This is a genomic window from Kitasatospora sp. NBC_01539 (assembly GCF_045040525.1).
Taxonomy (GTDB): Bacteria; Actinomycetota; Actinomycetes; order Streptomycetales; family Streptomycetaceae; genus Kitasatospora.
Window position 1 is genome coordinate 5591271 of sequence record NZ_CP109390.1, and the last position, 24351, is coordinate 5615621.

Below are 24351 nucleotides of genomic sequence, written 5' to 3' on the forward strand. Positions count from 1 at the left end.
GACCCGGTGCCCCTGGCCCTGGTCGCGGGCGCTCGGCTGGTCGTTCCCGTCCTCGTCGGCGACGGCGTGCTCCACCGGCCGGTCGGCCCGTCCGTCCGTCCGGCGGTCCGCCGCCCGCTCGGCCCGGCGTGCGGGCGCAGGGTCGGCCGGCCGCTCCGCCACCGGCGGGCGCGGCCGACGGCCGGTCACCGGACCAGGCTGCGGCGGCACGACGGCACCGGGCCGCCGGCGACCGGCGCCACCGGGCACCGCACCGGAACCCTGGCCGGACGGCTGGGCCGCTCCCGGCGAGCCGTGGCCGGCGCCCGGCCCGTGCTGACCCGGGTGCCCGCCGTGGCCGGCGTGCCCCGCGGAGGCCTGCCCGGCGTGGCCGCCCGGATGCCCGGACCCGGGCTGGGTGCCCGGGGTGTGCGCCGACAGGGCGCCGGTGAAGCGGTCGGCCGGACCACCCTGCGACGGCACCGCCGCCGCTGCTGGCCGCCGTGCGCGGTAGCTCGTCCGGTACGCCGCGGGGGAGACCCCGAGCTGGCGGCGGAAGTGCCCGCGCAGCGCGACCGGCGAGCGGAAGCCGCAGCGCCGTGCGACGTCGTCGACGGAGAGGTCGGAGGTCTCGAGCAGCCGCTGGGCCTGCAGCACGCGCTGGGTGATGAGCCACTGCAGGGGCGCGCTGCCGGTCAGGGTCCGGAACCTGCGGTCGAAGGTGCGGCGGCTCATGTAGGCGCGGGCGGCGAGCACTTCGACGTCGAACTGCTGGTTGAGGTTCTCCAGGGCCCAGGTGACGACCTCGGCGAGGGGATCGTTGCCGATCTCCTCCGGTAAAGACTGGTCGATGTACTGGGCCTGTCCGCCGGCGCGCCGGTTGGGCACGACCAGCCGCCGCGCGAGCGCGTTCGCGGCCTCGGCGCCGTGGTCGGTGCGCACCACGTGCAGGCACAGGTCGATGCCTGCGGCCGTACCGGCGGAGGTCAGCACGTCACCGTCGTCCACGAACAGTTCGCGCGGGTCGACGTGCACGCGCGGGTAGCGCTTGGCGAGGGTCGGGGCGTACATCCAGTGGGTCGTCGCGGGCCGGCCGTCGAGGAGGCCCGCCGCGGCGAGCACGAACGCGCCGGTGCAGAGCCCGATGATCCGCGCACCCTCGTGGTGCGCCTTGCGCAGCGCGGCGATCGCCTCGACCGGCGGCGGCTGGGAGATCGACCGCCAGGCGGGCACGACGATCGTGCCCGCGCGGGACAGCGCCTCCAGCCCGTAGGGAGCGGTCAGGGTGAGGCCGCCCGTCGTGGCGAGCGGGCCCTCCTCGCCGGCGCACACGAGCAGGCGGTAGCGGGGCACCCCGGCGTCCTGCCGGTCGACGCCGAAGACCGACAGCGGGATCGAGCTCTCGAAGATCGGGGCGCCGCCGAAGATCAGGACGGCGACCGTCTCGCGCCGGCGACGACCGGACAGCTTGCGCTGCGTCGCGGCGACGTGCGCCGGTGCGAGGTGCGCCGGTGCGGCGGGGCCGCCTCCGGCGATGGCCTGAGGGAGGTGGCCGGAGGCCGAGGCGGAGGTCGAGGCGGAGGAGGGCGACGGGGCGGCGGGCGAGCCGTGCTCCGCACCGCCCGGCAGCGGCGGGCCCGCCTGGGCCTGGCCCGGGAGCGCGGTGAGGGGGCCGGCGCCGAGGTGATCGGAGGTCAGGAGTGTCGCGCGCGAGGGTGCGGGCGTACGGACTGTCGGCCCGTCAGCTCTGGCGGGACGGCCCGGGAGGCCGGTCGGCGGCTGGCCGCCGTCAGGACCCGCGTCGCTCCTGCTCACCCTGCTCAAGGCGCTCCAGCCCCCTCGGTGGTGTGGTGTGGTGGTGCGGCACTGCCCGCCAAGATCGAATCTACTGGGTGGACCGTTGCTGTTGTGACAAGTTCACCATTCGACGCTATGTCGACATGGCAATTTGGCGTGATGCATTCGATCACGAAGCGTGGCACCCGTCGACCTCTCTGGGAAGGGGGCGGGCGCAACGCTGGCTTGTTGTCGCACGACCGATCCCGAGGCCCCGCGGATCCGTGGAGCCTGCCGGCGGCCCTGGACTGCGAGTTTGGCCAACCGTCCGGGTGCGTAGCGAGATTGGCTGAAAACGGACGGTACGAAACGGGGCGCACGGAACGCTCCCGCGCGCCGTCGTGAGCCTGCCTGCGCAGGGCGGAAGCCGCCCGCGGGAGGGGCGCTGACGAACGGTTAGGGTCGCCGCATGGACACGCTCAGCCGGCTCGAACTGGCCAACGACAACGCCGCCGCGTTCTGGTTGGCCCAAGCCCGCTCCCGGGGCTGGGAGTTCGTACGCCGACCCGGGTTCGCCGCGGTCCGCTGCGACGGCGGGCCGGCCGACGTCCACCGGGTCGTGGTCACCCGGCCGTACACGGACCCGGAGCGGACGACGGCCGAGGTGGTCGCCGTCCTGCACGGATGGAGCACGACGGCACTCTGCCTGGAGGACCCGTACGGCGGTCTCGATCTCGCCCGGCGCGGCTGCGAGGCCGCCCTGGGGCAGGCGGTGATGACACGTCGGCCGGGCTCTATGGCGGACCCCGGGGCGGGCGGCGGTACGGGAGGTGGTACGGGAAGTGGTGAGGGCGGTACCGGACGCGTGACCGTGGCGGAGGCCCGCACTCCGGACGACCTCGCCGCGGTAGAGCGGACGGTCGTCGACGGCTTCCCGATGCCCGCCCGGATGGCCGGGGAACGCGGGGACATGCTGCCCCCCGTCCTGCTGGGCACCGCGGGCCTCCGCGCCTGGCTGGCGAGGGTCGACGGCCGGCCGGCCGGTGCCTGCCTGAGCTACGACGACGGGGAGGCCGTCGGCCTCTACTCCCTGGCGACCCTGCCCGAGTGCCGCTCGCGAGGGGTCGGGCGGGCGATGGTCGCCGCCGTGCTGGAGGCCCACCCGGACCGGGAGGCGACCCTCGTGTCGACGCTGCTGGGCGAGCCGCTCTACCGCCGCCTCGGCTTCGTCGAACAGGGTGTGAGCCGGTGGTGGCGCTACCCGGCGACGCCCTCGGCGATGACCGTGTAGCGCGCGGCGGCGCCCCGGAACCCCGAGGCAGGGGCTGCGGCCGGGGTCGGGGGCACGGCGAAGCGCGTCCGGCCGCCCGCGGCCGCGCCGGTCGGTGCGGCTGTGGCGGGCAGGGGCACGGCGGGCACGGACGCCGGGGCGGCGGCCGCTGCGGGCGCGTCGGCGGGGCCGGTGGGGCCGGTGGGGCCGGTTGACGGCGAGGCAGCTGCCGCCGCCGTTGCTGCCGCTGATGTTGCCGCCGCCGTGGCACCCGAACCGGCAACGGCACTGGTACCGGCGCCGGTGCCGGTACCGGCGGGTGCGGCCGCGCCGAGGCCCGGGGTCGGCCGGAAGAGTGCCGTGGGCGGCTGGGCGTCCGTCGTCCGGCCGACGGCACGGCGGGCCGCCGCCTGCTGGGTCACCGCGCGGCGCACCGCGGCCCGGCTGGCGGTGCCGACCGTGGGCGCGTTGCGCGCACCGAGCACCAGGCCGACCGCCTCCGGCAGTCCGGCGGCGCTGAGGGTCGGTCGGTAGCCGCGCTCCGCCCAGGGGCGGCCCTGGTGCAGCCACACGCTGCGCAGCCCGGCCAGCTCGGCGCCGGCGATGTCGGCCGGGGCGTGGTCACCGACCATCCAGGTGCCCGATTCCCAGCCCGCGCTCGGTGTGATGCCGCAGCGCCGGGCGGCGATCTCGAAGATGAGGGGGTCGGGCTTCACGCACTTGGCCTCCTCGGAGATCACCCACCCGTCGACGAGCGGGCCGAGGCCGGTCCGGCGGATCTTCTCCAGCTGGGGCCTGGTGCCGCCGTTGCTGACGATGCCGAGTGTCCAGCCGGAGGCGCGGGCCGTCCGGAGCGCCGCGACGTGGTCGGCCGGGCAGTGGATGTGGGCGTTGATGCCGCGCCGGTAGTGGGCGAGGAGGAGTTCGAGGGAGTGGTCGAGTCCGTAGCGGCGCTTCGCGGCGCCCAGTACGGTGCTGCGCGGCACGTAGCCGCTGCCGTCGATGGTGGTGAACCAGTCGATGTCGCCGGCGGGCAGCCGGTGTTCGTCCAGGAAGTCCTGGGCCCAGGCCCGGAAGGCGGCGTCCCTGGGCAGCAGGGTGTTGTCGAGGTCGAACAGGAGCAGCGGCATGCCGTGCATGCTGCCAGTGGCGGACGCCTATGCACCTGGCAAATGCCAATCGCCGACCTGTGGGCGACCGAAATGGCCGAATCCGGACGGTCACCGCACGGTCGCTCGCCGCTACGTCCGGCGGCGCGTGCCGCTCGACCCGCCGGCACCTGCTGCCGGACCGTGGGCAGGTCGCGGCAGCTTGCGGCAGCACCGTGAGCTGGCGGGTGTCCGCGCCGAGGCCGCGCCGGGCCCGCAGCGCGGCTGCGACGCGGTGCTCCGGGCGCCGTCGCGCCCGGTTCCCATGGTGTCGGGTGCCGGTCACGGCCCGTACATCCACCGATGACGGTCGGGTCACGTTGTGTCTACGGGCTGTTGCGCCGACGGCGGGTTGTCGGTCAAGCTCCTGGGAACCGCCGTGCCCGGCTGCCCTCGGGGCCGTTCGCGAGGGGGCTTGCACGTGGAGGTGCGCGCGGTCCGTCCGCGGGAACCTCGACGGATCGGGTTTCGATGGCTGGGCCGGGTTTCCTGCCCGTCGTACTCTGAGAGGGACAGGTCGCGTTCGGTGGTGCTCGGCGGAGAGCGTTTCGGTGCCGCGGATGGGTCTGCTGTCCAGGCAGCCCTGTCGTGTCCTGTCGGCCCGTGTGCTGCGAAGAGCTGTGAGCGATGGCTGGTTTTGAGCCTCCCCTGCCCGCCGGTGCGGATGCCGGTGGTGGCGGGTCGCTGTCGGTCGGCGAGTCCGCCGGAGGGCGCTGGCGTGCGCGCCGTGTCGCACTGCAGGCTGCCCGTGACGCAGCCCGCCGTGTGTGGCCCCGGTCGGGTCGGCACCGCGCGGACGAGGGTGACGTGCGAGGTGGAACTCCGCCCGGGGCGGTCGCGCCGGGCGACGGCGGTACGCGGGTCGGGCCGCAGCGTCCGGCGATGCGGCCCGACGACGGTTCAGATGGCGGGGGCGAGGCGTTGACCGATGGGCAGGGGGCGGCCACCGGCCGCACCGATGGTGACGGCGAGCCGATGCTGAAGGAACAGGTGTCGCCGGCGTGCGACCCGGTCTTCCAGCACGGGGTCGTCGTGGGTTTCGACGGGTCGCTGTCCAGCGAGCGCGCACTGGCGTACGCGGTCGGCATGGCGCGGCGGTCCCGCTGCGGGCTCGTGATCGTGCACGTGGCGAACCGGCTGCCCGCCACGGTGTGGGCCGGCTGTGAACCTCCTGTCTTCGTCGACATGCCGGATCACCGGACGGAGATCCTCGGCCTCGAACTTGCCTGTGCGGACTACCTGGCCGGTGTGCCGTGGGTCCTGGTCGAGCGGGGTGGCGACATCTGCCACGAGATCGAGGAGGTCGGCAGGGAGTACGCCGCCGACGCGATCGTGGTCGGCAGCACCCACGGCCTGCTCGGCAGGATCTTCGGCTCGGTGTCCGGTCGGCTCGCCCGCCGTGCCAACCGGCCCGTCATCGTCATTCCCTGACGGTCACCGGGTCGTACGGGCCGGGGTGGTGCGTCGGCCCGCACCACTCGGCCCGCACCACTCGGCCCGTACGACCCGGCCCCTACCCGTCCGAGGCGTCGTACCGCCTTCGGGGGCGCCTCAGGAGTTCACGCCGAGCTCTCGCGCGATGAGCATCCGCTGGACCTCCGAGGTGCCTTCACCGATTTCGAGGATCTTGCAGTCGCGCCAGAACCGGGCGACCGGGAACTCGTTCATGAAGCCGTACCCGCCGTGGATCTGGGTGGCCTCACGCGCGTTGTCCACGGCGGCCTCCGACGCGTACAGCTTGGCGATCGCAGCCTCCTTCTTGAACGGCTCGGCGTGCAGCAGCCGGGAGGCGGCGTCCCGCCAGGCCAGGCGGGAGGTGTGGGCGCGCATCTCCATGTCGGCGAGCTTGAACTGGATGACCTGGTTGGCGCCGATGGGCCGCCCGAAGGCGCGCCGCGTACCGGCGTAGGTGACGGACTGGTCGACGCATCCCTGGGCCAGGCCGGTGGCCAGGGCTGCGATGGCGATGCGCCCCTCGTCGAGGATGCGCAGGAACTGGGCGTACCCGCGGCCGCGGGTACCGAGCAGGTTGGCCGCCGGCACCCGGCAGTCGGTGAAAGAGAGTTCGCGAGTGTCCGAAGCGTTCCATCCGACCTTGGAGTATTTCTTCGACACCTGGAAGCCGGGCGTTCCGGCCGGCACGATGATCGAGGAGATCTCGCGGGTCGGCGCGAGCGCCCCGCCGCCCGTGCCCGATCCGCCCGTGCCCGATCCTGCCCTGGGCTCCGTCAGGGCGGTCACGGTGACCAGCCCCGTGATGTCGGTGCCGGAGTTGGTGATGAAGCACTTGGTGCCGTTGATCACCCACTCGTCGGTGGCCTCGTCGTAGCGTGCCGTGGTGCGGGTCGCACCCGCGTCGGTGCCGCCCTCCGGCTCGGTCAGGCCGAACGCGCCCAGCATCTCGCCGGAGGTCAGCCGCGGCAGCCAGGTGCGCTTCTGCTCGTCGGTGCCGAAGAGGTACACCGGCATCGCGCCGAGCGACACCGCCGCCTCCAGGGTGATCGCCACGGAGGAGTCGACCCGGGCCAGTTCCTCCAGGGCGATGCACAGGGCGAAGTAGTCGCCGCCCATGCCGCCGTACTCCTCGGGGAACGGCAGCCCGAAGAGCCCCATGCGCCCCATCTCGCGGACGATCTCGTACGGGAACTCGCCCTGCTCGTAGAACTCGCCGATCTTCGGTGCGACCAGGTCGTTCGCGAACTCCGCGACGGTGCGGCGCAGTTCTTCGTGCTCGGTGCTCAGCCGGTGGTCGAGCATGGGGTCCTCCTGGATAGCGGCGGGTGTGCCGGACGTTCGGCGGGGTGTGCCGGTGGTGCCTGGTGCGGGCCGTGTGCGCGGGTCGCGGGTGTGCGGCGGAGTGAGTGCGGCGGAGCGTGTGCGCCGGGATGTCCGGCGGGACGTACGGTGGGTCGGGTGAGGGGGATCCGGTGGCCGGGGGCTCCCGGCCCGGCGTCAGGCGGAGCCGCCCAGCAGGGCCCGGAGGGTCCGCGACGGGCTCGGTCGGCCGAGCTGTCCGGCCATCCAGCCGCTGGTAGCGGCGAGCGCGGCGAGGTCGACGCCGGTCTCGATGCCGAGGCCGTGGAGCATCCAGACGAGGTCCTCGGTGGCGAGGTTGCCGGTCGCGCTCTTGGCGTAGGGGCAGCCGCCGAGGCCGCCCGCCGAGGCGTCCACGACGGTCACGCCCGACCGCAGCGCGGCGAGCGTGTTGGCCAGCGCCTGGCCGTACGTGTCGTGGAAGTGCACCGCCAGCCGCGCCATCGGCACGCCGGCCCGGGCGAACCCCGCCAGCAGGGCGGTGACCTGGCCGGGCGTGGCCGTGCCGATGGTGTCGCCGAGGCTCAGCTCGGCGCAGCCCATCTCCAGCAGCCGCACCCCGAAGCCGATCACCTGCGCGGCCGGGACGGGCCCCTCCCACGGGTCGCCGAAGCACATCGACAGGTATCCGCGCACCGGCACGCCGGCCGCCGTCGCGCGGGCCACGACGGGGTCGAACATCGCCATCGCCTCGTCCGCGGAGCGGTTGAGGTTGCGGCGGGCGAACGTCTCGGTGGCGCTGGCGAACACCGCCACGTCCGTGGCGTGGTGCGCGAGCGCACGGTCGAGCCCGCGCTCGTTCGGGACGAGCACGGGGAGCCGCAGCCCGGGGTGGTGCCCGGTCAGTCCGGCCAGGCGGGGCATCAGGTCCTCGGCGTCGGCCAGCTGGGGCACCCATTTCGGGTGGACGAAACTGGTCGCCTCCACGGTGCGCAGTCCGGCCCCGGCGAGCCGCGCGACGAACTCCGCCTTGACCTCGACGGGTACGAGGGCGCTCTCGTTCTGCAGGCCGTCCCGCGGGCCGACCTCGTGGATCCGCACCCGCGCCGGAAGCGACGGGTCCGGCACCGGGTCGGGCAGCCCGAGGGCGAGCACGCCCGGTTCGGACGTACGGGTGGTGCGCGGGTCGCCGCTCACGGGGCCACCTCCGCCGTCGGGGCCGCCGCCTGGGCCGCCGTGCCGGAGCCGTCCGCGGGGGTGTCGGCGGGGGTGTCGGCGTCGGCGGTCACCACGGCGAGCACCTCGTCCATGGCGACGGTCGAGCCGGCGCGCGCCCGCAGTTCGGTGACGGTGCCGTCGTGCGGTGCCGCGATGACGTGCTCCATCTTCATGGCCTCCAGGACCAGCAGGGCCTGACCCCTGGTCACGCGTTCGCCGGATGCGGCCTTGACCACCGTCACGGTGCCCGGCATCGGTGCGGTCAGGGCGCCGTGGTGGGCGCCGCCCGCGGCGGTGCGCTCCGCGACGGGGTCGTGGGTGTGGACGGGCCAGGCGTCCCCGTCCGCGGCGAGCCAGTCGACGCGGCCGGTCGCCCGGTGGTCGGCGGTGTGGACGAACGTCGTCCGCAGGCCGTCGACGGAGACGTGCAGGCGGTCGCCGTCGCGCTCGGCGCGGGCCCGGCGCACCGGGCCGTCGCCGATCCGCACCTGCAGCTCGGGGGCCGCTCCTGACGGACTGTCAGTGGGGTCGGTTACGGTGCCGGGCACGACCGGTCGGACGAGCACGGTGACGGGCTCGCCTCCAACCGTCCGGAGGCGGTGGGCCGTCCAGGCGGCCTCGCCGCCCAGGCGCCATCCGGAGGGGAGGGAGTAGGGGTCGGTCCAGCCGCCGGGTGTGCCGGCGGGCGCGAGGTCGAGCTGCCGTGCGAGCGCGGCGGCGACGAGCAGCAGGTCCGGGGAGGCGGCCGGGTCCGCCCCGGTCCCGGCGGCATCGGTGCGGGTGTACGGCGAGCTCAGCAGGACGGGGGTCTCCTGAGCGACCCGTTCGACCAGCCCGGTGTCGAGCCGGCCCGCGGCGACGTCGGGGTGAGCGAGCAGGCGCCGCAGGAAGCCGGTGTTGGTGGTGACGCCGAGGATGCGGGTGTCGGCGAGTGCCGCCCGCAGGCGCCGCAGCGCGGTCGGGCGGTCGGGCCCGTACGCGATCACCTTCGCCAGCATCGGGTCGTAGAGGCTGCCGATGTCGGAGCCGGTGGCGACGCCCGAGTCGACCCGGACGCCCTCGCCCACGGGCTCGTCGAGGAGGAGGATGCGGCCGCCGGTGGGCAGGAAGTCGCGGTCCGGGTCCTCGGCGCAGATCCGGGCCTCGACGGCGTGGCCCTGGAAGGAGATGTCCGCCTGGGCGAAGGCCAGCGGTTCGCCGGCCGCGGCCCGCAGCTGCCACTCGACGAGGTCGAGCCGGTGCGCGTCGGGGGTGCCCGCGCCGACGGCGACGGCCATTTCGGTGACGGGGTGTTCCACCTGGAGCCGGGTGTTCATCTCCATGAAGAAGAAGTCCAGGACGCCTTCGGGGGTGGCCGCACCGGGTGCCAGGCCGGGCACGATGAACTCCACCGTGCCGGCCCCGGTGTAGCCGCACGCCTCGGCGGCGCGGACGGCGGCCGCGCCCATGGCGGCCCGGGTCGCCTCGTCGAGCAGGACGGAGGGTGCCTCCTCGATCAGCTTCTGGTGGCGGCGCTGCAGGCTGCACTCGCGTTCGCCGAGGTGCACCGTGGCGCCGTGGGCGTCCGCGAGCACCTGCACCTCGATGTGGCGCGGGCGGTCGACCCAGCGCTCCAGCAGCAGGGTGTCGTCGCCGAACGCGGTGCGGGCCACCCGGCGGGCCGCGGCGATCTCGGTCGGGAGGTGGGCGGGGTCCCGTACGAGGCGCATGCCCTTGCCGCCGCCGCCGGCGGACGGCTTGAGCAGCACCGGGTAGCCGATCTCGACGGCGGCGTCGACGAGTTCGGCGTCGGTCGGGGAGCCGCCCCGGCTGCCGGGCACCACCGGCACGCCGGCGGCGCGGACGGCCTCCTTGGCGTTGATCTTGTCGCCCATCAGCTCCACCGCGGCCGGCGGCGGGCCGATGAAGACGACTCCCGCGTCGGCGCACGCCCGGGCGAACGCCGGGTTCTCGGCGAGGAAGCCGTAGCCGGGGTGCACGGCCTGCGCGCCGGTGCGGCGGGCGGCGTCGAGCAGCAGGTCGGCGCGCAGGTAGGTGGCGGCGGCCGAGCTGTCGTCGCCCCCGTCCGGGCCCAGGCGGACGGCCAGGTCGGCGGCGCGGACGTGCGGTGCGTCCGCGTCGGCGTCGCTGTGGACGGCGACGGACCGGATGCCGAGCCGCCGCAGGGTGCGGATCACCCGCAGGGCGATCTCACCCCGGTTGGCGACCAGAACGGTGTCGAACATGGGAGGCGTTCCTCCGGATCGAGGGGGAGGTGGTGATGCCGGGCGCGTCCGGCGGCGGGTCGGTGGTGCCCGGCGCTGGGCCGGGCCCGTACGGGGGTCGGGCGGAGGGCGTCGGGCCCGCCGCCTCACATCCGGAAGACGCCGTACGGCCGGGGCTCGGCGAGGGGCGCGTTGGCGCAGGCGGTGAGGGCCAGACCGAGCGCGGTGCGGGTGTCGAGCGGGTCGATCACTCCGTCGTCCCAGAGGCGGGCGGTGGCGTAGTAGGCGCTGCCCTGGCGTTCGTACTGCTCGCGGACGGGCTTCTTGAAGGCGTCCTCGGCCTCGGCGGACCACTCCTCGCCCTGCGCCTCGTACTGGTCGCGTCGCACGGTGGCGAGCACGGACGCGGCCTGTTCGCCGCCCATGACGGAGATCTTGGCGCCCGGCCACATCCACAGGAAGCGGGGGGAGTAGGCGCGGCCGCACATCGAGTAGTTGCCCGCGCCGTAGGAGCCGCCGACGACGACGGTCAGCTTCGGGACACGGGTGCAGGCCACCGCGGTGACCATCTTGGCGCCGTGCTTGGCGATGCCGCCCGCCTCGTACTGGCGGCCGACCATGAAGCCGGTGATGTTCTGCAGGAAGAGGAGGGGGATGCCGCGCTGGTCGCACAGCTCGATGAAGTGCGCGCCCTTGAGGGCGGACTCGGCGAAGAGCACGCCGTTGTTGGCGACGATGCCGACCGGGTGTCCGTGGATCCGGGCGAAGCCGGTGACGAGCGTGGCACCGTACTCGGCCTTGAACTCGGCGAACCGGCTGCCGTCGACGATCCGGGCGATCACCTCGCGCACGTCGTACGGGGTGCGCGGGTCGACCGGCACCGCGCCGTAGAGGCCGGCCGGGTCGACGGCGGGCGCCTCGACGGGGGCGGGCGTCCAGGGTGCGGCCGCCCGCGGGCCGAGCCCGGCGACGATGGTCCGGACGATCGACAGGGCGTGGGCGTCGTCCTCGGCGAGGTGGTCGGTGACGCCGGAGGTGCGGGAGTGCAGGTCGCCGCCGCCGAGCTCCTCGGCGGTCACGACCTCGCCGGTGGCGGCCTTCACCAGCGGCGGGCCGCCGAGGAAGATCGTGCCCTGGTTGCGCACGATCACCGCCTGGTCGCTCATGGCGGGCACGTACGCGCCGCCGGCGGTGCAGGAGCCGAGCACGGCGGCGATCTGCGGGATGCCCGCGCCGGAGAGCCGGGCCTGGTTGTAGAAGATGCGGCCGAAGTGGTCGCGGTCGGGGAAGACCTCGTCCTGCATGGGCAGGAAGGCGCCGCCGGAGTCGACGAGGTAGATGCAGGGCAGCCGGTTCTCCAGGGCCACCTCCTGCGCCCGCAGGTGCTTCTTGACCGTCATCGGGTAGTACGTGCCGCCCTTGACGGTGGCGTCGTTGGCGACGACCACGACCTCGCGCCCCGCGACCCGGCCGATGCCGGCGATCACGCCCGCGGCGGGGGCGGCCCCGTCGTAGAGGCCGTCGGCGGCGAGCGGCGCGAGCTCCAGGAACGGCGAGCCTGGGTCGAGCAGGGTGTCCACGCGGTCGCGCGGGAGCAGTTTGCCGCGGGCGGTGTGCCGGGCCCGGGCCTTGGCCCCGCCGCCCTGGGCGGCGGTGGCGAGCTTCGCGCGCAGCTCGGCGACGAGTGCGCGGTGCGCGGCCTCGTTCGCACGGTAGGCGGCGGACGCGGGGTCGGCGGCGGACTCCAGCCGGGGGGCCGGTGCTGCGGCCGGGCCGGGCCCGGTGGTGCGCGGGCCGTGGCCGGCGGACGGCCCCGGGTGCGGGCCGCCTGCCGGTCCGGCGACGGATCCAGTGGATGTGAGGACCATCCGGAGAGCTCCCTTGCCCTCGGCGCCGAGCGGGCATGCGGACGGGTGAGCCCGCAACCCATGTTAATGAGCGTTAACTCCTGCGGCCAGGTTAACCATGGATAACCCGCCTGTCTACGATGGGCAGCATGCCGAACGTGCCAGCAGTCTCCGCGCTCCCACGCCGCGACCAGATCCGCAAGGAGGCCGCGCGACTCTTCGCCGCCCGCGGTTTCCTCGGCGTCGGAGTCGACGAGATCGGCAAGGCGGTCGGCATCAGCGGGCCCGGGCTCTACCGGCACTTCTCCGGCAAGGACGCGATGCTCGCCGACCTGCTGGTCGGCATCAGCGAGCGCCTGCTGGAGGAGGGGAGGCGCCGGGCCGGCGAGGCGGACGGTGCGTCCGGGCCGTCCGGCGCGCTCGACGCCCTGATCGGCGGCCACGTCGACTTCGCGCTCGACGACCGCGACCTGATCATCCTGCACGACCGCGAACTGCTCCATCTGAAGGAGGAGGACCGCCGGCGCGTCCGGCGCCTGCAGCGCGGCTACGTCGAGCTCTGGGTGGGCGTCGTCCGCGAGGCCTTCCCGCCGCTGGCCGGCCCCGGCGCCGAGCCGCTCGCCCGCGCCGCCGTCCACGCGGTCTTCGGGCTGCTCAACTCCACCCCGCACAGCGCCGCGCCGCACTCGGCGCAGGCCGACCGCTCCGGGCTGCCGCGCGACGCGATGGCCGTGCTGCTGCACAGCCTCGCCCAGGGAGCGTTCGCCGCGGCGGCGGCCTCCGCGGCCACTGCGGTCACCGCAGTCTGGGCGCCGGCCGGGGCGGCGGACCAGGCGGACCGGGCGGACTCGGCGGACCCGTACGGGCGGGGTGCCGCGGAGGGCGACCCGGGGGCCCGGGCCGCCGAGGCTGCCGAGGCTGCCGAGGACTGAGCTTCCGGGGGCGGTGCCCGGAGGGCCGGGGTCCGCGCCGCGGCGACGCAGGGGGCGCGTGGCGGCGGCAGGGCACCGGTCGGGTGCGCCGTGAACGGCTGCTGCGCCGTCGCGCGGTGCGGGTGCGCGCGCGGGTGAGTGTGCGGGTGCGGGTTCGCGCGGGTGCGATGGCGGGGTCGTGGGGCGGTGGGGCCCGTGCGGCCGGCGGGTTCCCGGTGGGCGTAGGGCGAAGGCCGCAGGGCGTCCCGGTCGTCCGCCCGGTGCGCGGGGGCGGGCCGTCGGCGACCCTGGAGAGCAGCGGGAAGGTTCCCCGGCCGCCGGTCGTTGAGCCTGCCGGGCGTCCGTCGAAACGCGATGGACGGTACACGTGCCGAATGGTTAGTATCCCTAAATATGCCTGAGACTCATGGTTCTACTGCGGAGCTGTCCCGGAACGCCGATCCTCAGCGCAACCGGCCGGGCAAGAAGTCCCGCCGCCGCTCGACGGACGGGGCGCGCGGATCCCGCACACCCGGCGGCACCGCACCCGGCCACGACACCGCCCCGGGCGCGGACGGATCCGGCTGGCTCCGCAGGCTCGGCGGCTACTCGTGGCGCTACCGCCGCAACGTCCTGCTCGCCTTCGGCGCCTCGCTCGTCGGCATGGCCGTCACCACGGTCGTCCCCCTGATCACCAAACTGATCATCGACGACGTCATCACCGCCCACAGCCGACCGCTCACCCCCTGGGCGATCGTGCTTCTGCTCGCCGCCGCGGTCGTCTTCCTCTGCGCGCAGATCCGCCGCTACTACGGCGGTCAGCTCGCGCTCGACGTCCAGCACGACCTGCGCGCCGACCTCTTCCGCTCCCTCACCCGGCTGGACGGCCGCCGCCAGGACGGGCTCGACACCGGGCAGGTCGTCGGCCGCGCCACCTCGGACCTGCAGCTCATCAACGGCCTGCTCTCCATGCTGCCGATGATGACCGGCTACCTCCTCATGTTCGGCATGTCCCTCGTGGTCATGCTCTGGCTCTCGCTGCCGCTCACCCTCATCGCCCTCGTGATGGCCCCCGCCCTGTGGTGGTGCGCCGCCCTCAGCCGCAAGCGGCTCTTCCCGGCGACCTGGGCCGCCCAGCAGGAGGCCGCGGCCGTCGCCGGGGTCGTCGACGCGGCGGTCGGCGGCGTCCGGGTCGTCAAGGGCTTCGGCCAGGAGGCGCAGGAGCGCGGCAAGCTGGAGCGGGTCTCACGCTCCCTCTTCGCGGCCAGGCTCCGGTCGATCCGCCTGAACAGCCGCTACACCCCCGCCATGCAGGCGATCCCCGCCCTCGCCCAGGTCGCCGTGCTCGCCCTCGGCGGCTGGCTGGCCGTCCGCGGCGAGGTGTCGCTCGGCACCTTCGTGGCGTTCTCGACGTACGTCGCCCAGATGACCGGACCCGTCCGGATGCTCGCCATGGTGATCACCGTCGCCCAGCAGGCCCGGGCCGGTGTGGAGCGCGTCCTCCAGCTGATCGACCAGCGCCCGCACGTCGAGGAGCGGCCGGACGCCCACGCCCTCACCCCCGCCGACACCGCCCCCGCGGCCGTCGCCGCCGGCACCGACGCCCTCACCCTCGACCGGGTCGACTTCCACTACGAGGGGCACGACGAGCCCGTCCCCGTCCTCGACGGCCTGAGCCTGCGCCTCGCCCCCGGCGAGACCCTCGCCCTCGTCGGCGCGTCCGGCTCCGGCAAGTCGACCGTCGCCCAGCTCGTCCCGCGCTTCTACGACCCGACCGCCGGCACGATCCGGCTGTACGGCCACGACCTGCGCGACCTCACCCTCGACTCGGTGCGCGCCGCCGTCGGCATCGTGCCCGAGGACAGCTTCCTCTTCTCCGAGAGCGTCAGCACCAACATCGCCTACGGCCACCCCGAGGCCACCGAGGCCCAGATCGAGGCCGCCGCCCGGGTCGCCCAGGCCGACGGCTTCATCCGGGAGCTCCCGGACGGCTACGGGACCAAGGTCGGCGAGCAGGGCCTCACCCTCTCCGGCGGCCAGCGCCAGCGGATCGCCCTCGCCCGCGCCATCCTCACCGACCCGCGCGTGCTGCTCCTCGACGACGCCACCTCCGCCGTCGACCCCCAGGTCGAGGCGGAGATCTTCGGCGCGCTCCGCTCCGTGATGGCCGGCCGCACCACGCTGCTGATCGCCCACCGGCGGTCCACCCTGCAGCTCGCCGACCGGATCGCCGTGCTGGAGCGCGGCCGGCTCGTCGACATCGGCACGCACGAGGAACTCGACGCCCGATGTCCCCTCTACCGGGCACTGATCACCGATCCCGACGCGGCCGACCGTACCGCCGCCGCCCCTGCCGACGGCCCGGCCGCCGGAACCGCCGACCGCCCCGCACCGGCGGACGGCACCCGGACACCCCCTGCGGCCGCACCCCCCGCGGCCGCGCCCAGCCCGGCCGCACCCCGCACGGCCGGCGACGACGCCGAACTCCTCGCCAAGGTCGCCTCCCTCCCGCCCGCGGCCGACAGCCCCGACGTCCGGGTCGCCGCGGCCGAGGCCGGAGACCCGAACTTCGGCCTCCGCACCCTGCTGGCACCCTTCAGGCGCCCGCTCGCCCTCGCCCTGCTGCTCGTCGCCCTGGACACCGCCGCCGGCCTCACCCTCCCGGTGCTGATCCGGCACGGCATCGACGACGGCGTCAGCAAGGCCGCCATGGCCGGTGTCGCCGTGGCCTCGCTCGCGGCCCTGGCCGTCGTCCTCGTCGACTGGCTCGTGCAGAGCGCCGAGACCAGGGTCAGCGGACGCACCGGCGAGCGTGTCCTGTACACCCTGCGGCTGAAGATCTTCGCGCACCTCAACCGGCTCGGACTCGACTACTACGAGCGCGAGCTCACCGGCCGGATCATGACCCGGATGACCACCGACGTCGACTCGATCTCCACGTTCCTCCAGACCGGCGTCGTCACCGCGGTGGTCAGCCTCCTCACCTTCTTCGGCATCTTCGCCGCCCTGCTCGTGCTCGACGCCGGGCTCGCCCTCGTGGTCTTCGCCGTGCTGCCGGTGCTCGTCGTCGCCACCCTGGTCTTCCGGCGCAAGTCCACCGTCCAGTACCAGATCTCCCGCGACCTGATCTCGACCGTCAACGCCGACCTCCAGGAGAACGTCGCGGGCATGCGGATCGTCCAGGCCTTCCGCCGCCAGGACGTCAACACCGCCCGGTTCGTCGCCCGCGGCCTGGAGTACCGCGACGCCCGCGCCCGGGCCCAGCTCTACATCTCGCTGTACTTCCCGTTCGTGCAGTTCCTGTCGAGCGTCGCCTCCGCCCTGGTGCTGATCGCCGGCGCGTCCCGCGTCGAAGCGGGCACCCTCACGATCGGCGCGCTGGTCGCCTACCTGCTCTACATCGACCTCTTCTTCGCACCCGTCAACCAGCTCTCGCAGGTCTTCGACGGCTACCAGCAGGCGAGCGTCAGCCTCGGCCGGATCCGCGAGCTGCTCCGCACCCCGACCAGCACCCCGGAGGCGGAGCCCAGCACCCCGGTCGACCGGCTCGGCGGCGAGATCCGCTTCGAGGACGTCAGCTTCGCCTACAACGGGGACGGCGAGCGCAGGCCCGACGTCCTCACCGGGATCGACCTGCACATCCCGGCAGGCCAGACGGTCGCCCTGGTCGGCGAGACCGGCGCCGGCAAGTCCACTCTCGTGAAGCTCGTCGCCCGGTTCTACGACGCCACCGGCGGAAGCGTCCGCATCGACGGCACCGACGTCACCCGGTACGACCTCGCCGGGTACCGCCACCGGCTCGGTGTCGTCCCGCAGGAGGCGTACCTCTTCGCCGGCACCGTCCACGAGGCCATCGCCTACGGCCGGCCCGACGCCACCCGCGCCGAGGTCGAGGCCGCAGCCCGGGCCGTCGGGGCGCACGACATGATCCTCGGCCTGACCGGCGGCTACGAACACCGGGTCGCCGCCCGCGGACGCAACCTCTCCGCAGGCCAGCGCCAGCTCGTCGCCCTCGCCCGCGCCGAACTCGTCGACCCCGACATCCTCCTGCTCGACGAGGCCACCGCAGCCCTCGACCTCGCCAGCGAGGCGGCCGTCAACGCGGCCGCCGACCGGCTCTCCGGCGGCCGCACCACCCTCGTCATCGCGCACCGGCTCACCACCGCCGAACGCGCCGACCGGATCGTCGTGCTCGACCGCGGCCGGATCGTCGAGGACGGCACCCACGACGACCTGCTCCTGCGCGGCGGCGCCTACCACCGGCTGTGGCAGGCCTTCGTGGCCGACGGCAGGTCCGCGCCGGTCGGCTGAGCCGGGCGTCGCCTGCCCGGGCCGGAGCCCAGACCCGGGCCCGGGCAGGCGGACGTCGCGGGCCGCGGCGGCCCGCAGCAGTGGTCGGTCGTGCCTCAGCGCGCCGGTGCGGACAGCAGAGCGGTGAGGAGCACCGTGAGGTCCGCCGTCCGGGACAGGCCGCTGACCTGCCCGTCCCCGACCTCGACCACCCGCCACTCCCCGTCGCCCGCCCGCTGCGCGAGATCGGTGGTGACGAACCGGCAGCCCAGCGCGGAGACCAGCGGGCGCACCGCCGAAAGATCGGGTGCGGGCACGTCCCCCGGTACGTCCGGGTGCGGGCCCACCAGCACCGGCTCGCCGTCCAGCCACCACACCCGGGCCTCCACCGCCCGCGCCGGACCCGAGCCGTCCGACCGCTGCACGAAGTCCTCGAAGCGGCGCAGCACCACACCCCCGGCGAGGTCGTCGCCCTGCAGCTCGACGAAGCGCGCCACGACCCGGCAGAGCGCGTCGGTGTCGGTGAGCTCGGGCACGAAGCAGGCCTCGTGCCACTCGTGCTTGCGCGACTTCACGTAGTCCTTGACGACCGCGGGGCCGGTGCCGAGCAGCCGCGCCGCCTCGGCGAGCGCGGCACGGCCCGGGAGGCCGGCCCCGGGCAACCACCGCGTGGCCGGTGTCGCACCCGCGAACACCTCGTACCAGCCGGGGAGTTCGTGCGCCCGCGCATAGTCGGCCGACGAGGTCTGCAGAGCGCCGCCGCGGGCCGCCAGCGCCTCGGCCAGCGCGTGGTAGGAGGCCGTGTCGACCATCCAGCCGCGGTACCAGAGCGGCCCGCAGCCCTCCGGCAGCAGCCGTACGGCGGCCTTCGCGTCGCCCGCGAGCAGCGCGTCGTGGTCGAGGAGCCGCCAGGTGCCGCCCGCCTCCCGGACGGCCTCGGCCTCCGGCAGGAAGTGCGGGTCCGGGCGGGGCCGCCGGACGGCGAGCGGGTCGAGCGGCAGGAGGACGGCCGGAGAGGTCATGGCCCACACGGTAGGTCCGGTGTCCGGGCGTTCGCATGGTGCCCCGCAAACCGTTCGACAGTCACGGGCCCCTGTGCCACGGTGATCCGATGCCGAATCTGCGACGGTTCCTCGGGCTGATCCCCTCCCGCGACGGGGGTTCCGGCCGAGCCCGCACCCCGCGCCGCGCGGCCAGGACAGCGGTGATCGCTCCCGACGGAGCCGTCCTCCTCCTCCGCTCGGACAACAGCGAGGTCGGCGTCCACTGGACGATGCCCGGCGGCGGCCTGGAGGCCGGCGAACTGCCCGCCGACGGCGCCCGCCGCGAGCTGGCCGAGGAGACCGGGTGGACCGACCTCGCCACCGGCCGCCTGCTCTGCACGTGGGAACACGACTTCACCTGGCACGGCATCCCCGTGCGCCAGCACGAGCACATCTTCGTGACGACCGGCCCCCGACGCGCCCTGGGCGGCGACGTGAGCGCCGCCCACGCGGCCGACCGCATCCTCGGCTGGCGCTGGTGGACCCCGGCCGACCTCGCCGACCCGGACGCCGACGCCCTGTGGCCTCCGCAGCTCCCCGCCCTGCTGGCCGCCCCCGAGGCTGCACCCGTCCACCTGGGGTACGTGCCCAACGGCAGCCCCAACAGCCGACCGGACGGCCCGTCGACCTGACCGCGACTCGACCGCGACCTGACCCTGTGCGGCCCCGACCCGGTGCGGCCCTGACCCGGTATGACCCCGACCCCGTGGCGGCCCTGACCGCGGCCGGCCCGGGCGCGCCTGCCGTGGCCGTCCGTGCGCGTCCGTCAGTCCTGCGGCGGCTCGACGCGCCAGCCGTGCAGCCGCAGGTCGCGGTCGTGCAGGGCGTCGGGATTGATCACCACGCTGAGGAGCGCGTCGGCCAGTTCGTCGGCGTGCAACCCGGTCGAGGTCAGGAGCTGTTCCGTCGGCACCGCGACGGCGATGGCCTCCCGCCAGGACGGCAGCACGACCAGGCACGTCCCGGACCTCCGCCGCACCAGTCGCGCCGCGACCCGTACCGCCCGCCCGGACGCCGCCACGGCCGCCTGCGCCGAGCCGCCGATCAGTATGCCCAGGGGCGGACCGTCGTCGGCCCCGGTCGCGGACTGCCCGGCCGCGAGACCCGGCGTCCGGCGTCCGTCCGGCCGATCGGCCTGCCGGGGATGGAAGCGCCGCAGCCTCCGCGACGGCGTCGGCCGGCGCACCCTCCGTACGTGCCGCGCAGTGGTGCCGTCCTCCGGGCCGGGCTCGTCGGGGCCCGCCGCGGTGTCCGTACCGTCGGCCGTGTCCGCGCCTGGTGCTGCCCCTGCGAGGACGTCCGGGCCGGGCTCCGCCGCTGCGCCGGAGAGCGGTGGCCCGCCGCCGTACCGTTCCGCGGACGACAGGTCGGCACCGGCCGCCGTCAGGAGTTGGCGCACCTCCGCCTCCGATCGGAGGCAGGCCGCCGCCAACCCGGCCGGCTCGGCCCCGTCCTCGTACGCGCTGCGCAGCCTCACGGCCAGCCCTGCCAGCAGGTTGGCCGTGGTCCGGTCACCGTCGGCCGTTTCGGCGGCGGTCCGTCCGCCGACAGCCCTTTCACCGGTGGCCCGTTCACCGGTTGCTCTTTCACCGGTGGCCCGGGCAGACGCGCTGCGGGTCGGGATTGTCATCCGGGTGGGGGCAGCCTGGTCGGTGCCGGTCCGGGCGGAGACCGTCCGACCGTCCGGCGGTCTGTCGAGCGAGGTCATGGGTGCGGACCCTTCCGTCTGCGGCATGAACGATCCTGCCGCACAGGACTCTTGGGAGCCGATTCGGTCCACGATGTGAGGGTGGCGGCGGGACCGGCGGCCCTGTTCGCCACACCCCTGCCCGGAGTCGGCGGCCGGAAATCGCTCCCGTTGCATGCCGGGTCCGCCCGGCGTCCGGGTGCGGACCGCAGCAACGGCCCTACCGGCGAGGGATCGGCCGCCCCGACGGCGGGGATACCGTGAGCGGGCGAACCAGTCACCAGGGGGAGGACCTGTCGATGAATCAGCTGCCCGACCGCACGGCACACCGCACCGTGCACCGCTCCGTCCCGGCCTCGGGCCCCGCCCGGCCCCGCCGCCTCCGCGCCGGGGACCGCGTCGCGCTCGTCGCCCCCAGCGGTCCCGTCGCCGCGGACCGCCTCGCCGCGGGCGAGGCCCTGATCCGCTCGTGGGGTCTGGAGGTCGTCCTCGGCGCGCACGTGCTCGACCGCCACCCCGTGCACGGCTACCTCGCCGGCACCGACCGCGACCGCGCCACCGACTTCGAACGGGCCTGGCTCGACCCCGCGGTCTCGGCCGTCATCTGCGCCCGCGGCGGCTACGGCATCCAGCGCATGGTCGACCTCGTCGACTGGGACGCCCTGCGCGGCGCACCCCCGAAGATCCTGATCGGCTTCAGCGACGTCACCGTCCTGCACGAGGCCGTCGCGGCCCGGCTCGCGCTCCCCACCCTCTACGGGCCGATGGGCAGCGCGGGGACCTTCCTGGACGATCCCTCCACTGCCGAACACCTCCGTCGGACCCTGTTCGACCCCGACAGCACGCGGACCCTGACCTCGCGCACCGCGACCGCCCTCGTCCCCGGCCGCGCGACGGGCATCACCGCGGGCGGCTGCGCCGCGCTGCTCGCCACCGACCTCGGCACCTCCACCGGCCGACCCTCGTACGCGGGGACGATCCTGCTCCTGGAGGACGTCAACGAGCAGCCGTACCGGCTCGACCGCTCGCTCACCCAACTGCTGCGCTCGGGTGCCCTCGACGGCGTCGCCGGCATCGCCCTCGGCTCCTGGGACGGCTGCGGACCGCTCGAACGCGTCCGCGAGGTCATGCTCGACCGGCTCGGCCCGCTCGGCGTGCCCGTCCTCTGGGAGCTGGGCTTCGGACACGGGCCCAGCAGCCTCACGGTGCCGTTGGGCGTCCGTGCCCTGCTCGACGCGGACGCGGGCACCCTGACCATCGAGGAACAGGTCCTCGCCGCGCCCGATGCGTGAGTAGGGTGCGGCCATGCACGTTGACGCACCACACGACCGGATCTCCGACGGCGGCGACGGGCCGGGCGGCGTCGGACGCCGCCCGGCCGGTCCTCACGAGGCCGCCGCCTCGACCGTGTCCGCGCAGGAACTGCTCACCCGAGCGCTGGGACTGCTCCGCGGACCGGGCAGCGCCACCGGCCGCACCGTCCTCGGGCTGGCCGGGCCGCCCGCCGCGGGGAAGTCGGCGGTCGCCCGCCACCTGGTGGACGGGATCGTGGCGAGCGAAGGGCCGGGTGCCGCCGCCTACCTCCCGCTCGACGGCTTCCACCTCTCCAACACCCAGTTGGACAGGCTCGGGCTGCGTGCACGGAAGGGCGCCCCGGAGACCTTCGACACCGCCGGATATCTCGCGCTCCTCGGGCGGGTCGCGAACGAGCGGTTCCACGACATCTACGCGCCGGACTTCGACCGGGCACTCGACGAGCCCGTCGCGGCGCGGCACGTCATCGCTCCGCACACGCGACTGGTCGTGACGGAGGGCAACTACCTCGCATCCGCGGACGCACCGTGGTCCGCCGTCCGCGGACTGCTCCGCGAGCTCTGGTACATCGACGCGGAGGACGACGTCCGCCGGGGCCGGCTCGTCGAGCGCCACACGCGGAACGGCCAGGACCGAGAGGCTGCCCACCTGCGGATCGTCGCGAACGACCACCCCAACGGCGAGTACGTGAAGGCCGGCCGGGCCGGGTGCCACTGGATCGTCCGGGTCTCCGGTTTGCCTCTGTCCCCCGAAGGGGCGTAGTGTTACCTGGTCGCTCGGCAGGGAGCACCGGACACGCATCTGCGCGGACGGTCCCGGGGCGGCCAATCCTCTGAACCACCACTTCCCGATTCCCGGGCAGGGCTGTGTCTTTGTCGCGCCCCTGTGCGAATTCGGTGTGCGCGTTTATATGGGTTGCGGTCGGATTCGCTTTTCGGAGCGGGGATCGGCTAAGGTTTGAAACGTCGGACAGGCCGTCAGGCCGGTTCCGGTGAAAGAAATCGAAAGCAAGTCGGGAAAGAGCACGAGCTCGGATCTGATAAGCTTGAGACACGAAAGAGCGAAACACCCGGAGGGTCCGCTGGAAGGCGGTCCGAAGGAAGTGTCCGTTCCTTGAGAACTCAACAGCGTGCCAAAAGTCAACGCCAGATATGTTGACATCCCCGGCCTCAGGATTTCCTGGGGTTGGAGATTCCTTTTGTAGTAAATAACACAGCGAGGACGCAGTGCGCGGGGCTCCCTATTCCGGGGGTTGCCGTGCCGCTCAACGCGGGTGTGAACCCGATGACGGGTAATCATTCACGGAGAGTTTGATCCTGGCTCAGGACGAACGCTGGCGGCGTGCTTAACACATGCAAGTCGAACGGTGAAGCCCTTCGGGGTGGATCAGTGGCGAACGGGTGAGTAACACGTGGGCAATCTGCCCTGCACTCTGGGACAAGCCCTGGAAACGGGGTCTAATACCGGATATGACCGTCTTCCGCATGGTTGACGGTGTAAAGCTCCGGCGGTGCAGGATGGGCCCGCGGCCTATCAGCTTGTTGGTGGGGTAATGGCCTACCAAGGCGACGACGGGTAGCCGGCCTGAGAGGGCGACCGGCCACACTGGGACTGAGACACGGCCCAGACTCCTACGGGAGGCAGCAGTGGGGAATATTGCACAATGGGCGAAAGCCTGATGCAGCGACGCCGCGTGAGGGATGACGGCCTTCGGGTTGTAAACCTCTTTCAGCAGGGAAGAAGCGCAAGTGACGGTACCTGCAGAAGAAGCACCGGCTAACTACGTGCCAGCAGCCGCGGTAATACGTAGGGTGCGAGCGTTGTCCGGAATTATTGGGCGTAAAGAGCTCGTAGGCGGCCTGTCGCGTCGGATGTGAAAGCCCGGGGCTTAACCCCGGGTCTGCATTCGATACGGGCAGGCTAGAGTGTGGTAGGGGAGATCGGAATTCCTGGTGTAGCGGTGAAATGCGCAGATATCAGGAGGAACACCGGTGGCGAAGGCGGATCTCTGGGCCATTACTGACGCTGAGGAGCGAAAGCGTGGGGAGCGAACAGGATTAGATACCCTGGTAGTCCACGCCGTAAACGTTGGGAACTAGGTGTTGGCGACATTCCACGTCGTCGGTGCCGCAGCTAACGCATTAAGTTCCCCGCCTGGGGAGTACGGCCGCAAGGCTAAAACTCAAAGGAATTGACGGGGGCCCGCACAAGCAGCGGAGCATGTGGCTTAATTCGACGCAACGCGAAGAACCTTACCAAGGCTTGACATACGCCGGAAACGTCTAGAGATAGGCGCCCCCTTGTGGTCGGTGTACAGGTGGTGCATGGTTGTCGTCAGCTCGTGTCGTGAGATGTTGGGTTAAGTCCCGCAACGAGCGCAACCCTTGTTCTGTGTTGCCAGCATGCCTTTCGGGGTGATGGGGACTCACAGGAGACTGCCGGGGTCAACTCGGAGGAAGGTGGGGACGACGTCAAATCATCATGCCCCTTATGTCTTGGGCTGCACACGTGCTACAATGGTCGGTACAAAGGGCTGCGATGCCGCGAGGCGGAGCGAATCCCAAAAAGCCGGCCTCAGTTCGGATTGGGGTCTGCAACTCGACCCCATGAAGTTGGAGTTGCTAGTAATCGCAGATCAGCATGCTGCGGTGAATACGTTCCCGGGCCTTGTACACACCGCCCGTCACGTCACGAAAGTCGGTAACACCCGAAGCCGGTGGCCTAACCCTTGGGAGGGAGCCGTCGAAGGTGGGACCAGCGATTGGGACGAAGTCGTAACAAGGTAGCCGTACCGGAAGGTGCGGCTGGATCACCTCCTTTCTAAGGAGCACATAGCCGGTTGCGAGCGAATGTCTCGCACGGTTGCTCATGGGTGGAACGTTGACTATTCGGCACATCGAGTACGGCTCT

13 protein-coding genes, 1 rRNA gene and 2 pseudogenes are annotated in these 24351 nt (G+C 73.4%); 8 read left to right on the forward strand and 8 right to left on the reverse strand.

Going from position 1 to position 24351, the window contains the following annotated elements:
- Positions 1-471 precede the first annotated feature (471 nt).
- Positions 472-1515: pseudogene (locus OG335_RS24280) on the reverse strand (helix-turn-helix domain-containing protein); the annotation flags it as partial.
- 709 nt (positions 1516-2224) lie between these two features.
- On the opposite strand from OG335_RS24280, the gene OG335_RS24285 reads away from it, so the two are divergent.
- On the forward strand, positions 2225-3046 hold the full coding sequence (locus OG335_RS24285; protein ID WP_405013226.1) for a GNAT family N-acetyltransferase: 822 nt from the start codon (positions 2225-2227) through the stop codon (positions 3044-3046).
- On the opposite strand, the gene OG335_RS24290 is transcribed toward OG335_RS24285, so the two are convergent.
- Positions 3013-4155 (reverse strand): HAD family hydrolase, encoded by a 1143-nt coding sequence (locus OG335_RS24290; protein WP_405013227.1) that lies wholly within the window; start codon positions 4153-4155, stop codon positions 3013-3015. The two genes, OG335_RS24285 and OG335_RS24290, sit on opposite strands and share 34 nt — an antisense overlap.
- Positions 4156-5148: 993 nt before the next feature.
- Here OG335_RS24290 and OG335_RS24295 point away from each other — a divergent pair.
- Positions 5149-5604, forward strand: coding sequence for a universal stress protein (locus OG335_RS24295; protein ID WP_405015510.1), 456 nt, complete (start codon positions 5149-5151; stop codon positions 5602-5604).
- Positions 5605-5724: 120 nt separating this feature from the next.
- Here the strand turns inward: OG335_RS24295 and OG335_RS24300 are convergent, their stop codons facing one another.
- The 4 genes from OG335_RS24300 to OG335_RS24315 all read right to left on the reverse strand — a co-directional run bounded on the left by OG335_RS24300 (position 5725) and on the right by OG335_RS24315 (position 12217).
- Complete coding sequence (locus OG335_RS24300; RefSeq protein WP_405013228.1) at positions 5725-6930, reverse strand: acyl-CoA dehydrogenase family protein; 1206 nt, start codon at positions 6928-6930, stop codon at positions 5725-5727.
- 195 nt (positions 6931-7125) lie between these two features.
- Positions 7126-8124: a hydroxymethylglutaryl-CoA lyase gene (locus tag OG335_RS24305; protein WP_405013229.1), complete on the reverse strand. Its 999-nt coding sequence runs from the start codon at positions 8122-8124 to the stop codon at positions 7126-7128.
- Entirely contained in the window at positions 8121-10370 is a 2250-nt protein-coding gene (locus OG335_RS24310; RefSeq protein WP_405013230.1) for an acetyl/propionyl/methylcrotonyl-CoA carboxylase subunit alpha, read from the reverse strand. The genes OG335_RS24305 and OG335_RS24310 overlap by 4 nt, the downstream gene beginning before the upstream one ends.
- A 125-nt stretch (positions 10371-10495) precedes the next feature.
- On the reverse strand, positions 10496-12217 hold the full coding sequence (locus tag OG335_RS24315) for a carboxyl transferase domain-containing protein (RefSeq protein WP_405013231.1): 1722 nt from the start codon (positions 12215-12217) through the stop codon (positions 10496-10498).
- Between the two features lie 128 nt (positions 12218-12345).
- On the opposite strand from OG335_RS24315, the pseudogene OG335_RS24320 reads away from it, so the two are divergent.
- Together OG335_RS24320 and OG335_RS24325 are read left to right on the forward strand one after the other, a co-directional pair.
- Positions 12346-12975, forward strand: a pseudogene (locus tag OG335_RS24320) (TetR/AcrR family transcriptional regulator); the annotation flags it as partial.
- Between the two features lie 546 nt (positions 12976-13521).
- Positions 13522-17418: an ABC transporter ATP-binding protein gene (locus OG335_RS24325; RefSeq protein WP_405013232.1), complete on the forward strand. Its 3897-nt coding sequence runs from the start codon at positions 13522-13524 to the stop codon at positions 17416-17418.
- A gap of 95 nt (positions 17419-17513) precedes the next feature.
- Here the strand turns inward: OG335_RS24325 and OG335_RS24330 are convergent, their stop codons facing one another.
- Positions 17514-18419 (reverse strand): ATP-grasp domain-containing protein, encoded by a 906-nt coding sequence (locus OG335_RS24330; RefSeq protein WP_405013233.1) that lies wholly within the window; start codon positions 18417-18419, stop codon positions 17514-17516.
- An 89-nt stretch (positions 18420-18508) separates the two neighbouring features.
- Between OG335_RS24330 and OG335_RS24335 the strand changes: the two genes are divergently transcribed.
- Positions 18509-19072: an NUDIX domain-containing protein gene (locus OG335_RS24335; RefSeq protein WP_405013234.1), complete on the forward strand. Its 564-nt coding sequence runs from the start codon at positions 18509-18511 to the stop codon at positions 19070-19072.
- 134 nt (positions 19073-19206) lie between these two features.
- Here OG335_RS24335 and OG335_RS24340 read toward each other — a convergent pair whose 3' ends face one another.
- Positions 19207-19917 (reverse strand): hypothetical protein, encoded by a 711-nt coding sequence (locus OG335_RS24340; protein ID WP_405013235.1) that lies wholly within the window; start codon positions 19915-19917, stop codon positions 19207-19209.
- A 509-nt stretch (positions 19918-20426) separates the two neighbouring features.
- Between OG335_RS24340 and OG335_RS24345 the strand changes: the two genes are divergently transcribed.
- The 3 genes from OG335_RS24345 (at position 20427) to OG335_RS24355 (ending at position 24261) form a co-directional block, all read left to right on the forward strand.
- On the forward strand, positions 20427-21419 hold the full coding sequence (locus tag OG335_RS24345; protein WP_405013236.1) for an LD-carboxypeptidase: 993 nt from the start codon (positions 20427-20429) through the stop codon (positions 21417-21419).
- Positions 21420-21432: 13 nt separating this feature from the next.
- On the forward strand, positions 21433-22203 hold the full coding sequence (locus OG335_RS24350; RefSeq protein WP_405013237.1) for a nucleoside/nucleotide kinase family protein: 771 nt from the start codon (positions 21433-21435) through the stop codon (positions 22201-22203).
- A 536-nt stretch (positions 22204-22739) separates the two neighbouring features.
- A 16S ribosomal RNA gene (locus tag OG335_RS24355) occupies positions 22740-24261 on the forward strand.
- Positions 24262-24351 lie beyond the last annotated feature (90 nt).